Genomic DNA, 13,881 nt, shown 5'->3' with positions numbered 1-13,881 from the left:
CCCACGCCACCGCTCTCCATCCCGTCCCCTTGGAGTACTGACATGGCACTCGCTCCACCTCCCACCCCGCCGAGGCGGCGACGCCGCACCCGGTGGATGAGCCTGCTGATCGCCGTGTTGACCACGGCCGGCGTCAGTCTGTCCGCGGTCTGGTTGACCGCCGGCAATGCCGCTGCCGCGTCGACCGGGCGGCTGGTCAGCGCCGCGTCCGGGCGCTGCCTCGACGTCGTCGGCAACGCCGCGACCACCGGCACGCGCGTGCAGATCTGGGACTGCAACGGCCAGGCCAACCAGACCTGGACGTTCACCGACGCCGGTGAGCTGCGCGTCTTCAACAACAGCCTGTGCCTGGACGCCGAAGCCGGCCAGACCAGCGCGGGCACCGCGGCGATCATCTGGTCCTGCACCGGGGCTGCCAACCAACAGTGGCGGCTGAGCTCCAACGGCAGTATCACCGGCGTGCAGTCCGGGCTGTGCCTCGACGTCTCCGGCGCCGCCACCGCCGCAGGCACCCTGGTCGCCCTCTGGAACTGCAACGGACAGGCCAACCAGCGCTGGTCCCAGGGCGGTGGCAACCCGACCACGCCGCCACCCACCCCCGGCGGCTGCAACGTCGCGCCCGTCGACCCGAACGCCACCGCCTCCGCGCGCCGGCTGCTGTGCTACGTCTACAGCCAGTCCGGCAACCACATCCTCTCCGGCCAGCAGGAGTCGACCTGGGTCAGCGGCCCGGAGTACGAGATGAACATCATCCGCAACGCCTCCGGCAAGTACCCGGCGGTCCGCGGCCAGGACATGGGTGACGCTCCTGACTTCGGCGCCCGCGGGCTGGCCTGGTGGAATGCCGGGGGCATTCCGATGGTCGGCTACCACATGGGCTCACCCGCGCAGAACACCGACGGCTACGACGGCTCCCGCATGCCGGCGAACATCAACGCGGCACTCACCTCGGGCACGGCCGACAACGGCCGGCTCAACCAGCGGCTCACCGCTTGGGCCAACCAGTTGAAGATCATTCAGAACGGCGGTGGCGCGGTCCTGTTCCGCCCCTGGCACGAGGCCAGCGGCACCTGGTTCTGGTGGAGCATGGAGGGGGCTGGCCAGTACAACCGGCTGTGGGCCTACACCTACAACTTCATGCGCGCCCAGGGGGTGCACAACCTGGTCTACCTGCACCCGTTCAACGGCTCCCCCAGCTCTGCCTGGTACCCGGGCAAGCAGTACGTCGACATCGGTGGCGCCGACACGTACGCCGGCGATCACGGGCCGCTGACGTCGATGTTCAACGCCGCCCGCAACGTGTACGGCGGCTCGATTCCGATCGCGCTGCACGAGAACGGCCGCATCCCCGACCCGGCGCAGTTGCAGTCCTCCGGCACCCGGTGGGTGCTGTTCAACACCTGGCACACGAGCTTCATCAGCGACAGCAGCATCAACTCGCCATCGTTCATCAACACCGTCTACAACAGCTCCTACGTGGTCACCCGCGACGAGGTACCGAACCTGAGGTAGACGCGACCTTCCGGGCCATGCGTGTTCGGCATGGCCCGGAAGGACCGCCCCCTCGCCACGCCTGCAGTTCAGGAGTGTGGCAATGGTTGATAGGCCCCGACCGTCGATTTCCTTAGCGGGGCGAGACCCGTATCGCCGAATGTGCGCGAGAACCGGCAGTTGCCCGTTGCCGCAACCATTCTTCTCATGGCTGTCGGGACGGCCGGTTCCGCATGTCCAGAACAGCGCACGGACCGACATGAAAACGGCCGCCACAATGGCAAACACATTTACATCTGCTCATATCACCACGCAAACGGGCGCAACAACCGCGACTCACGGCGAGACGCGGCGCCCATTCGATCGGAGGACGGCGTGAACATGCCTGACGAAAGATCACAGGATCAACCAGTGTCGAGTGACGATCCACAGTCCAGGGTGCCGAGTGGTGGCGGGGCTGGGCAGGATGCCCGATCCTCGCCTCGGCGGGGCTGGCGCATCGTGGCGGGCACGGCCGCGGCCGTGCTGGGCGTAGCCATGGCCGGGTCCGCGGTGCTGGGCGGCTCCCCCTCGGCGTCCGCTGCCTCGTACCAACGGGGGCCGAATCCCACGGTGCAGAGCGTCGCCGCCAACCGCGGCACGTTCGCCACCGCTGAGATCACCGTGCCGCGTGGCTTCGGCTTCAACGGCGGCAAGATCTACTACCCGACCGACACGAGTCAGGGGACCTGGGGCGCAATCGCGGCCGTGCCGGGTTACACCGCCTCCTGGGCAGCCGAGGGCGCCTGGATGGGGCCCTGGTTGGCGTCCTTCGGCTTCGTGGTGATCGGCATCGACACCAACAGCCCCACCGACTTCGACACCGCCCGGGGCACCCAGTTGCTGGCCGCGCTGGACTACCTCACCGGGCAGAGCGCGGTTCGCGACCGGGTCGACCCGAACCGGCTCGCCGTGCTCGGTCACTCCATGGGCGGCGGCGGTGCCATCAGCGCGGCCATGCGGCGTCCCTCGCTCAAAGCGGCCATCCCCCTGGCGCCGGCCTCGTTCTCGCAGAACCTGTCCACCGTACGGGTACCCACGCTGATCATGGGTGCGCGGAACGACGGCACGGTCACCCCGTCCTCGATCAACAGCCTGTGGGCCACCAAGCCGGCCACCACGAAGGGCGCCTACGTCGAGCTCACCGGCGGCGGCCACGCGTTCCCCACCTGGGGCAACTCCGAGGTGACCCGGCGGGAGATCCCCTGGCTGAAGATCTTCCTCGACAACGACACCCGCTACGCGCAGTTCCTGTGCCCGTCACTCGCTGACTCCACGGGCGTCTCGCGGTACCTCAGCGAATGCCCGTACGGATCCACCGGCCAGCCGACGCCTCCGCCGGTCACGGGCGGTCCGGTGCGCGCCGTCGGCGCGGGCAGGTGCCTGGACGTCCCCAACGCCTCCCAGACCAACGACACCCAACTCGCGATCTGGGACTGCAACGGCGGCACCAACCAACGCTTCACCCACACCCCGGGCAAACAACTCACCGTCTACGGCAACAAATGCCTCGACGCCGCCGGCCAAGGCACCACCAACGGCACCCGAGTCATCATCTGGGACTGCACCGGCACCGCCAACCAACAATGGAACGTCAACACCAACGGCACCATCACCGGCGCCCAATCCGGCCTCTGCCTCGACGTCAACGGCGGCTCCACCGCCAACGGCGCCCTCGCCCAACTCTGGGCCTGCACCAACGGCAGCAACCAACAATGGCGCCTCGGATAGGCGACGCCCCGCAACCGCCAAGAGGAAGGGCAGGGCGTCGCGGACGCCCGGCCGAACAGCTCAGATCCCTCCCGTGACGTGCGAGGAGTTATCCCATGCTTCGTAGGTTCCCCCTCTATCTCCACGGTCTTCTTGCCGTGCTGTTGTTGGCCACCGCGCTTGTCGCGGTCCGGCCAGCCCAAGCCGCCGCACCGGTACGGGTCATGCCGCTGGGCGACTCGATCACCGGCTCCCCGGGCTGCTGGCGTGCTCTGCTCTGGAACCAGTTGCAGAACGCCAACTACAGGGACGTCGACTTCGTTGGCACACTCCCCGCGCAGGGTTGCGGCGTCGCGTACGACGGCGACAACGAAGGCCACGGCGGCTATCTCGCCACCAACATCGCCAATCAGAACCAGTTGCCCGGCTGGCTGTCCAGCACCCGACCCGACATCGTCGTCATGCACCTGGGCACCAACGACGTCTGGAGCAACATCGCCCCGGCCACCATCCTGAGCGCCTTCAGCCGGTTGGTGGACCAGATGAGGGCCAGCAACCCCAGCATGAAGATCCTCGTCGCGAAGATCCTCCCGATGAACCCGAGCAACTGCTCGCAATGCGGTCAGCGCGTGGTCACCTTCAACAACGCGATCCCCGCCTGGGCCGCCTCGAAGACGACAGCGGCCTCGCCGATCACGGTGGTCGACCAGTGGACCGGCTTCAACACCGCCGCCGACACCGGCGACGGGGTCCACCCGAACAACTCCGGCAACCAGAAGATCGCCGCCAAGTGGTTCGGCCCACTGACCTCGGCGCTCAACGGTGTCACCCCCACGCCCCCGCCGGTCACGGGCGCTCCGGTCCGCGCGGTCGGCGCGGGCAGGTGCCTGGACGTCCCCAACGCCTCCCAGACCAACGACACCCAACTCGCGATCTGGGACTGCAACGGCGGCACCAACCAACGCTTCACCCACACCCCGGGCAAACAACTCAGCGTCTACGGCAACAAATGCCTCGACGCCGCCGGCCAAGGCACCACCAACGGCACCCGAGTCATCATCTGGGACTGCACCGGCACCGCCAACCAACAATGGAACGTCAACACCAACGGCACCATCACCGGCGCCCAATCCGGCCTCTGCCTCGACGTCAACGGCGGCTCCACCGCCAACGGCGCCCTCGCCCAACTCTGGGCCTGCACCAACGGCAGCAACCAACAATGGCGCCTCGGATAACCGGCACCTGACATGGAGGATGTCATGACTGTACGTAGACGCCTGTGGCGTCTTGCTTCGATTGGCGCTGTCGCCACAGTGCTGCTGGGATCACTCGGCCTGTATGTGGCGCCCAGCGCACCCGCGCAGGCCGCCACCAGCCAGTTCCGGGGAGTGAACTGGGCGGATACCAGGGACAACTTCCTGTACGACGAGAACGTACCGATCGGGCTGTCCAAGTCGGACAGTTACGCCACGACCTACACCAAGGCCACCGCGATCCTCCGGGGATTCCAGAGCTTCGGCTCCAACACGGTCCGGTTCGGGATCAACCCGCAGACCACGGCGTCGCCGTGGTGGGGCAGCCTGACAGCGGCGTACGACGCGGCCAATGCGATGGGCATGAACGTGATGATCGCGCCCTGGCCTCCGACCGGCGGCCGGATCAGCGACATGAACGCGTTCTACACGATGTGGGACACGGTCATCGCCAAGTACGGCAGCAACAGCCGGTTCTACTTCAACATCGTGAACGAACCGTGGGGGTACAGCGCAACCGAGTTGACCAACCTCGCGGCCGCGTTCCTCCAGCGCTACTCGAGCATCCCGCGCGGGCGGATCGTGGTTCCGGGGCTCTGGTCAGACATCGACCTGTGCGCCGTGGGCGCCGACTCCCGACTGAACGGAACCCTGCTGTCGATCCACATGTACACGCTGGGCGGCGAAACCCACCCGACCGAAGCAGAGTGGATCAACAGCTTCAAGGCCCGCCTCTGCGGGTACGCCGATCGAGCGATACTCACCGAGTTCGGCGTGCCGATGAATACCGGCGTCAACTACAACGGGCCCCGCGACGGCAACAACAACGTGTCGTACTTCTACGCGCTCACCGACACAGTACGAGAGTTGGGCATGGGCTCGCTGCTCTGGACCGGCGTCAAAGAAGCCAACCAGACCCAGGGCCCCGGCCCCTGCTTCAACGCCTCCTGCGCCATCACGTCCCTGACCGGCAGCGGCACCAACCTGTCGTTGACCGTCACGAACCAGTCCGGGCTCGACCGGCTCCGGCACGGCTGGGGACTCGACGGCCCGACGACGCCGCCGACCGGCTCCGGTAACGTGCTGCGGGGTGTCGGCTCCAACCGGTGCCTCGACGTACCCTCGGCCAGTACCGCCAACGGCACGCAGGTGGCGATCTGGGACTGCAACGGCGGAAGCAACCAGCGTTGGGTCGCGCAGCCCAACGGCGCCCTGCAGGTCTACGGCAACAAATGCCTCGATGTCCCCGGTCACTCCACCACCGCGGGCGCCAGGGTGCAGATCTGGGACTGCAACGGCGGCGCCAATCAGCAATGGACCCTCAACGGTGACGGATCGGTCGTCGGCCGCGAGTCTGGGCTGTGCCTGGACGTGACCAGCGCGGGCACCGCAAACGGCAGCACCGTGCAGACCTGGAACTGCACCGGCGGCAACAACCAGAAGTGGACCCGGCAGTAACGCACCGGTGACGCTGGACCGGGTGCCGTCGGCGCGGCACCCGGTCCGCGGTCGTCACCCGCCGGACCGTCCCACCACACGTGTAGCTGCTGAATCGCCCCGGGTCTGGTGGGGAGAAACCACCGACCCGGGGCGAAACAGTCCGCAGGAATGTCAGTCCTCGACGAGGACGCGCACGTCCCAGGGCCCCAACCGCAGGTCGTCTCCGGGGGCGTACCGAGTGTCGTCGAGCACGTCGGTGACCGCGACCGGGATCCGGACGTCCACCGGTGTGAACGACCAGTTGTGCAGGAAACGCAGCCGCTGTCCGGTGCGCGCGGTCGCACCGGTGCTGGTCACCGAGTCGGGCATGACGCACCACTGGGGTGATCGTGCGGCGTCGAGCCAGCGCATGATGGCGCGGGCAAGGTCGAGGTTGGGCAGCGCTCCGACGCAGGTGACTCGGCCGCGTCCGGCCACCCTTGTGGTGACGGCCGCCCATTGGCCGAAGTGTGGGTGGTCGTAGCCGGCCACCACTGTCGCGTCCTCGGGAATCAGACACTCCAGCCAGCGGGTCGCGGCCGGTTGCCCGTCCACTGTCAGCCCGGCGTCCCGTGCGACCACCGGCACGTCGGTCAGCAGGTTGGAGAACTCCTCGTACCACGCTCCGGCGGCGTCGGCGAGGCGCCCGGGCTGCGCGTCGATGCGCGCCCGCGTCTCGCCGTCGCTGTAGCCGGTGCGCGGGCCGACGACGAGGTGCCCCCCGGCGTGCGCGTACGCCTTCAGCCAGTCCAGGAGGGCGTCCTCGGCGACGTAGAGACCCGGCACCACAAGCACTGGGTGGTCCTCGACAGCCTGCTCGACGGTTTGAGCCGTCAGCTGGCTGGCGTGGACGATGCGGGTCTGCAGCCCGGCGTCGAACGCGCCGCGGTGGAAGACGTCGAAGAACGCGTGGTAGGAATCGCGGTCGCCACTGCCGTCCTGCCGGGCCAGCGGCGGGTGTTCCTGCATCAGCCACCTGGTGGGCGAGGAGTGGAGCAGGGTCACGTCGGCGTCGGGGATCAGCCCGGCGACGAGTTCGCCGGCGGTGGCGAGTTCCTGACCGATGCGGGCGGTCTCCCGGTAGGCACGTCCGGACCGCCCGCTGTGCGGAAGGATCCCGCCCCAGCTGGTCTCCGCACCGGCGTGGATCGTGTGCCAGTGCCAGTATTCGATCATCTGCGCACCACGGCTGACGAGGGCCCAGGCGGCCTGTCGCCACTGCCCGTCGTAGGCCGGGCGACTGTGCGGGGAGATCCGGTGGTTGGCGTTCGTCTCGGTGACCAGGAACGGCTCCTGGCGTGAGCTCCACATGCGGTCGGCGCGCTGGGAGATCGTCCAGGCCCCCTCCTCCAACCTGTCCTTCGGCGTTCGGGTGTCGGGAAGCGCCAGCGCGTCCTGCACCTCGTAGTAGGCGTTGCCCGCCGTCACGTCGAGCCGACCGGCAAGCTCCTCGTCCTCGACAGCCGGCCGCCCGTAGTCGATGCACGTGGTGACGAACTGTCCCGGGCGGGCGTACTCGCGCACGATGCCCGCCTGCCAGGCGATGAACTCCGTGGTCAGCCGCGCCTGGAAGCGCCGCCACGCCAGTGAGTACTGCGGGTGGGTGTTGCCCTCCGGCCGCCACAGGTCCTCCCAGGTCGACAGCCGGTTCGACCAAAAGACCAGACCCCACTCCCGGTTCAGGTTGTCGACGCTGTGGTAGGTGCGGCGTAGCTCGTCGACGAACCGTTGGAAGACGCCGTGGTTGCGGAACAGCCACAGGCCGGGTTCGTTGTCGACCTGAAACCCGATGATGGCCGGATGGTCGGCGTACCGGGCGGTGACCGCGCGAACCACCCGCTCGGCGTGAAACAGGAAGGCGGGGTGGGTGTAGTCGGCCTCCTGCCGGCCGCCCCATCCCATCCGCTCACCAGTGCGTAGCTCCCCGGCGATCTCGGGGTAGCGGCGAGCCAGCCACGGGGGCACCGAGTACGTGGGTGTGCCGAGGACCACGCTGATTCCACGTTCATGGGCGCCGTCGAGGACCGGCTGAAGCCAGTCGAGGTCGAATCGGCCGTCCTCGGGTTCCCAGGTTGACCAGACCGACTCACCGACCCGGATGACGGTGAAGCCGGCCGCGGCCATCATGTCGAGGTCTGTCGTGAGCCGGTCGTACGGCTGGTACTCGTGGTAGTACGCCGCCCCGAACAGCACACGCCGTGGGAGGTCAGACATCGCCGACCTCCACCGTCGGCAGCGTCGAGCGCCGCACGCCGGACACCGGCCGTGCGGTGCCCGCTACCACGGGAAACACCAGTTGAAATTCCTTACGCATGCCATCCCCTCGGATCCGGGTGGGTGGGCCGTCGGTCGGCCAGCGTTCGCGCGCTGGCCGACCGCGGAGATTCCTTACAGATAGGGGCTCTGGGTCAGCAGGTGGGCCTTGTAGCCCTCGCCGACGCCGGGTTCCGGTGTGCCGGCCCAGTCCTTGATGAGCACGGCACCGCTGGTGCAGCCCCAGGGGTTCCAGGTCCAGGCGAGGTAGGACAGGTCGTGCGCGTCGGCCCAGGTCACCAGGCGCTGCATGTAGTCGAAGCCGCAGTTGTCCTGGCCGAACTCGCCGAGCACGATCGGCACCTGCTGCGCCAGCGGGGCGATCTGGCTGTCCCAGCAGGATTCGCTGGCGCAGGCGTTGAAGCTGTACGCGTGCCACGACGCGGCCAGGTTGTTCAGCGGGTCGTTGGGTCGGTAGGTCAGCCACTCCCGCACGTCGTTGGTCCATTCCAGGCCGCCGACCATGAGCAGGTTGGTGGCGCCGGTGGCGCGGACGGTGTCGACGAGGTCCTGCATGCCGGCCACCTCGTAGGGCAGGCCGGGGCAGGTGCCGCCGTCACGTAGGCACTGCCAGCCGAGGGTCTTGTTCCACTCGGCGGGCATGTCCGGGTACGGCTCGTTGAACAGGTCGAAGATGACAGCGTCGTTGCCCTTGAACGCGTTGGCGACGCCGGTCCAGAACTGGGGGGCGTACCGCGCGTCCGGCATCGGCTTCTGGCAGGTGGCGTGCTCGTCCTTGCAGTGCCAGTCCGGACTGTCGGGGTAGGCGCCCCAGGTCCAGTGCAGGTCGAGGATGACGTTGATGCCGTTGGCGACGAGCAGGTTCACGTACTCCTTGACGCCCTGTTGGTAGGCGGCGCCGCTGGGTGAGCCGTTGAGGCCCAGCCAGCATTCCTCGTTCAGCGGCACGCGCAGGGCGTGAATGTTCCAGGTCTTCATCGCGTCGACCGACGCCTGGTCGACCGGGCCGGAGTCCCACAGGCCCTTGCCCTGCACGCAGGCGAACTCCCCGCCGGAGCGGCTCACACCCAGCAGCCGGTACGGTTTGCCGTCCGCGGTGACGATCTGGTTGCCGGATGCATGCAGTTTTGGCGCCGCTCCGTTGGGCGGCGGGCTGGTGGTGGTCGGGCTCGGCGTCGGTGTGGTCACCGACCCGGTGCAGGTGGTCCCGTTGAGCGCGAACGACGCGGGCACGGGGTTCGCGCCGCTCCACGAGCCGTTGAACCCGATCGAGGTCGAGGCGTTGGTGCGCAGCGATCCGTTCCAACTCAGGCTGGCGGCCGACACTCGGGGGCCGGCCTGGGTCCAGGTGGCGCCCCAGCCCTGGGTGACCTTCTGGCTCGCGTTGGGGAAGTCGAATGTCAACGTCCAACTCGACAGCGCGTCGCCGAGGTTGGTGACGTTGGCGTTGGCGGTGAACCCGCCCGGCCACTGACTCTGCACGGTGTAGGTGACCGAGCAGCCGGTGGAGGCCGCTGCGGCCGGGAGGCTGGCCGTTGCCATGCCAGCCAGCGCCAGCACGCCGGCTGCGCCAGCGGCCAGCAGTGTACGTCGATGTTTCATCTGATCTCCTCAGGGAGTGAGAGATCGATGGGAGCGCTGCGAAACATCCTTTATTAGGTTGGTTACGAAAGTCAACACACCGCCTTCGCGGCGCTCACGGCACGGGTGGGCGGTCGCGGATGACGACTGACGTCTTAAGTGACGTAGCCTGGCGAAGCGGGCGAACAACGGGGAGGCACCATGGCGAGCAGCCCGATCTGGGCCAGCCGGCCGAAGACTCGCGGCCTGGTGCTGGACCTGATCAGGGCGGCACGCAGCATCAGCCGGGTGGAGCTCGCGGCGGCGACGGGTCTGACGGGCGCGACGATCTCGGCGGTCGTGCGTGAGCTGATGGGCGACGGCCTGGTGGTCGAGGCTGGCCGGGGTGGGCCGACGGGTGGCAAGCCACGCACCATGGTGCAGCTCAATCCACTGGCCCGCTACAGCGTCGGGGTGCAACTCGAGCGCAACACGTGCGTGATCGTGGTCGTCGACCTGGCGGGCCGGCAGGTGGCCCGGACATCGTTTCAGGGCGTGGCGTCGATGCCGCCGGAGCGGGCGCTACCCCTGGTGGCCTCGCAGGTGGACGCGCTGCTGGCCACAGCGGCCGTGGACCGCGACAGGGTGTTGGGGGTCGGCCTGGTCAGCTACGGGCCGCAGGATCGGCGCGCGGGTGTGCTGTTGACGCCGCAGCCGACAGATGACTGGCTCGACTACCCGGTCGCGCGGCTGCTGGCGAAGACTCTTGGGCTGCCGGTCCTGCTCGACAATGACGCGGCAGCGGCCGCGATCGGCGAGTACTGGATGGGTGCGGTGGACCCGCGCAGCACCTATGGCTGCATCTACATGGCCACCGGAATCGGCGGCGGAGTTGTGGTCGCCGGTGAGGTGTACCGGGGAAGTTCCTCGAACAGCGTGGAGATCGGCCACATCTCGATGGACATCAACGGCGACGAGTGCCCCTGTGGCAACGTCGGCTGCCTGGAGAACTACGCGGGCCCGTCGGCCATGGTCCGGCAGGCCATGGCGACACCCGGGCTTGCCCAGCGACTGGCCCTGGACTCGACCGCCGCCGACTTCCTCACCGAGTTCGCGCGGATCGCCGCCGCGGCGAACGCCGGTGATGCCGGCGCACGGGGCATCGTCGAGCAGTCGGCCCGCTATCTCGGTGGCGCGGCCGTCACCATGGCCTGCCTGTTCGATCTGGACACGATCGTCCTGGCCGGGCCGAGCTTCGCGGTGGCCGGCTCGATCTACCAGACCCTGATCCAGCAGGAGGTGGATCGTCGCATGTTCGCGCGACGGGCGCATCCGGTGCGGATCGTGCCGTCGGTCAACGGGTCGGACGCAGCGGCAATCGGCGGAGCCGTCCTCGTCCTGCAGAGCGAGTTGACCCTGCGCCATCCCCGCCCGGACGACGAGGCACGGCCGGTGCCCGCCGGGACGACCGAGATCCACTGAGAGTTCCTGTCGGCCCGCGCACAGTAGGCGATGACCGTCCCGCTGGCCCTACTCGTTGACTTACTTCGGCTACTTGCGTAAGGATCTTTCGCGACTCTGGTCCCTGCCGCCGACGACGAAGAGGGCCCCATGACGCGCTCGACCCTGCACGAGGGCTGGCGTCTGCGCGCCGTCGGCGGCACCGTGCCGGGCAACCTCGGCGAGCGGGACATTCCCGCCCAGGTGCCCGGCAGCACCCACCTCGACCTGATGGCCGCCGGCCTCATCGCCGACCCGTACCTGGACCGCAACGAGGCGGACCTGACCTGGATGCACCGCGTCGACTGGCAGTACACGACGGTGTTCCAGGCCGCCGGGCCCCGCGTGGGCGAACGGGTGGAGCTGGTCTTCGACGGCATCGACACGATCGCCACCATCGCGCTCAACGGTCATCTGCTCGGCAAGACCGCCAACATGCACCGCGGGTACCGCTTCGATGTCCGCGAGTCGCTGCGGGAGGGCAGCAACGAGCTGACCGTGACGCTGTGGTCCGCGCTCACCCACGCCGAACAGATGGAGGCCCTGCTCGGCTGGCGCCAGCGCGCCTACCCGCACCCGTACAACGCGATCCGCAAGATGGCCTGTTCCTTTGGCTGGGACTGGGGACCGGACCTGCAGACCGCCGGCATCTGGAAGCCCGTACGGCTGGAACGCTGGGACACCGCCCGGCTGGCCCGGGTACGCCCGCTGGTCACCGTCGACGCCGACGGCACCGGCCGTGTCGACGTACACCTCGACGTGGATCGCGCCGCGGACCGCGACTACACCGCGGTGGTGACCGTCGGCGACCGCGAGGAACGGGTGACAGTCTCCGGCGACGCCGCCCACGTCACCGCCCTCGTGCCGGACGCCCGGCTGTGGTGGCCGGTCGGCTACGGCGAGCAGCCGCTCTACGAGTTGACCGTCACGCTCCTGGCCGACGGCGAGCCGGTGGACACCGACCGGCGTCGGATCGGCTTCCGGACCGTCGCCGTGGACACCGAGCCGGACGAGACCGGCACGCCGTTCACCTTTGTCGTCAACGGCACCCGAGTCTTCGCGAAGGGCGCCAACTGGATCCCCGACGACCACCTCCTCACCCGGGTCACCCCCGCGCGGCTCGCCCGCCGCGTCGACCAGGCCGTCGGGGCGAACATGAACATGCTGCGGATCTGGGGCGGCGGCATCTACGAGACCGACGACTTCTACGACGCCTGCGACGAGCGGGGCGTGCTGGTATGGCAGGACTTCCCCTTCGCCTGTGCCTTTTACGCCGAGGAAGAGCCGCTGCGCAGCGAGGTCGAGGCCGAGGCGCGGGAGAACGTCACCCGGCTGGTCGCCCGCCCGTCGCTCGTGCTGTGGAACGGCAACAACGAGAACCTGCCCGCCTACACCGACTGGGAGGGCTGGCAGGAGGCCCTCGACGGACGCAGTTGGGGGCTCGGCTACTACACCGAACTGCTGCCCGACCTCGTCACCGAACTGGACCCCACCCGCCCGTACGCGCCCGGAAGCCCCTACAGCCCCGGTGACCTTCCGCCCAACGAGGCGCGCTACGGCACCCGCCACGAGTGGGACGTCTGGAACAAGCTCGACTACACCCACTACCGCGACCACATCCCGCGGTTCTGCGCGGAGTTCGGCTTTCAGGGTCCACCCACCTGGGCGACCCTCACCCGCTGGATCCACGACCAGCCGCTGACGCCCTCCTCGCCCGCGTTTCTGCTCCACCAGAAGGCCGGGGACGGCAACGACAAGCTGGACCGGGGCCTCGCACCGCACCTGCCGGTCCCGGATGACTTCGAGCAGTGGCACTGGGCGACACAGCTCAACCAGGCGCGGGCGGTGGCGTTCGGCGTCGAGCACTTCCGCTCGTGGTGGCCGCGGACGGCTGGAGCCCTCGTCTGGCAGCTCAACGACTGCTGGCCGGTCACCTCGTGGGCCGCCGTGGATGGCGACGAACGGCCCAAGCCCCTCTACTACGCGCTCAAGCACGCGTTCGCGCCACGGCTGCTGACCGTACAGCCCCGTCAGGGAAGACCCACACTGGTCGCGGTCAACGATCACGACCAACCGTGGACGGGTGCGATCCGCGCGGCGCGGCAGACCCTCACCGGCGACATCTTGGCGACCGCCGAGCTGCCGCTCGATGTCGCGCCCCGGTCGGTCGCCGTGGTCGACCTGACCGACGACCTGCTCACGCCGGTCGATTCGAGAACCGAGGTCCTGGTCGCCGCCGTCGGCGGTGTCCGCGTCCACCACCAGTTCGCCGAGGACCGCGACCTCGCCTACGACCCGGCGCCCTACACCACCGAGGTCACGCCCGTGGTCGGCGGCTACCGGGTGGACGTGCGGGCCACCTCGTACGTCCGGGACCTCGCACTGCTCGCCGACAAGGTGATCGACGACGCGGTCGTGGACGACATGCTGATCTCGCTGCTCGCGGGCGAGACCCACGCCTTCACCGTGCGCACCGCGGCGTTCCTGGCCGAGCCGTCCGCTCTGGTGCATCCGCGCGTGCTGCGCTCTGCCAACACGGCAGCCCGAGCCGATGAAAAGCCCACGAACCGATAGT

Annotated in this window: 8 protein-coding genes; 6 read left to right on the top strand and 2 right to left on the bottom strand. The window is 68.7% G+C overall.

What is annotated here, in order from left to right; translation table 11 throughout:
* The first annotated feature begins 42 nt into the window (after positions 1-42).
* The 4 genes from OG598_RS04420 to OG598_RS04405 all read left to right on the top strand — a co-directional run bounded on the left by OG598_RS04420 (position 43) and on the right by OG598_RS04405 (position 5,951).
* Positions 43-1,512 (top strand): lectin, encoded by a 1,470-nt coding sequence (locus OG598_RS04420; protein ID WP_328653134.1) that lies wholly within the window; start codon positions 43-45, stop codon positions 1,510-1,512.
* A 516-nt stretch (positions 1,513-2,028) separates the two neighbouring features.
* On the top strand, positions 2,029-3,261 hold the full coding sequence (locus tag OG598_RS04415; RefSeq protein ID WP_328653133.1) for a poly(ethylene terephthalate) hydrolase family protein: 1,233 nt from the start codon (positions 2,029-2,031) through the stop codon (positions 3,259-3,261).
* A 95-nt stretch (positions 3,262-3,356) separates the two neighbouring features.
* Entirely contained in the window at positions 3,357-4,475 is a 1,119-nt protein-coding gene (locus tag OG598_RS04410; protein ID WP_328653132.1) for a ricin-type beta-trefoil lectin domain protein, read from the top strand.
* Between the two features lie 24 nt (positions 4,476-4,499).
* On the top strand, positions 4,500-5,951 hold the full coding sequence (locus OG598_RS04405) for a ricin-type beta-trefoil lectin domain protein (RefSeq protein ID WP_328653131.1): 1,452 nt from the start codon (positions 4,500-4,502) through the stop codon (positions 5,949-5,951).
* Positions 5,952-6,104: 153 nt separating this feature from the next.
* Here OG598_RS04405 and OG598_RS04400 read toward each other — a convergent pair whose 3' ends face one another.
* Both OG598_RS04400 and OG598_RS04395 read right to left on the bottom strand, forming a co-directional pair.
* On the bottom strand, positions 6,105-8,186 hold the full coding sequence (locus tag OG598_RS04400; protein ID WP_328653130.1) for a beta-galactosidase: 2,082 nt from the start codon (positions 8,184-8,186) through the stop codon (positions 6,105-6,107).
* A gap of 174 nt (positions 8,187-8,360) precedes the next feature.
* Positions 8,361-9,848 (bottom strand): cellulase family glycosylhydrolase, encoded by a 1,488-nt coding sequence (locus tag OG598_RS04395; RefSeq protein ID WP_328653129.1) that lies wholly within the window; start codon positions 9,846-9,848, stop codon positions 8,361-8,363.
* 180 nt (positions 9,849-10,028) lie between these two features.
* Between OG598_RS04395 and OG598_RS04390 the strand changes: the two genes are divergently transcribed.
* Positions 10,029-11,288, top strand: coding sequence for an ROK family transcriptional regulator (locus OG598_RS04390; protein ID WP_328653128.1), 1,260 nt, complete (start codon positions 10,029-10,031; stop codon positions 11,286-11,288).
* A 129-nt stretch (positions 11,289-11,417) separates the two neighbouring features.
* Positions 11,418-13,880 carry a glycoside hydrolase family 2 protein gene (locus tag OG598_RS04385; protein WP_328653127.1) on the top strand — a complete coding sequence of 821 codons (2,463 nt, stop codon included), beginning with the start codon at positions 11,418-11,420 and terminating at the stop codon, positions 13,878-13,880.
* Position 13,881: the final 1 nt, after the last annotated feature.

It is taken from the genome of Micromonospora sp. NBC_00330, assembly GCF_036136635.1.
Taxonomy (GTDB): domain Bacteria; phylum Actinomycetota; class Actinomycetes; order Mycobacteriales; family Micromonosporaceae; genus Micromonospora; species Micromonospora salmantinae.
This window is presented reverse-complemented; position numbering and strand designations above follow the sequence as displayed.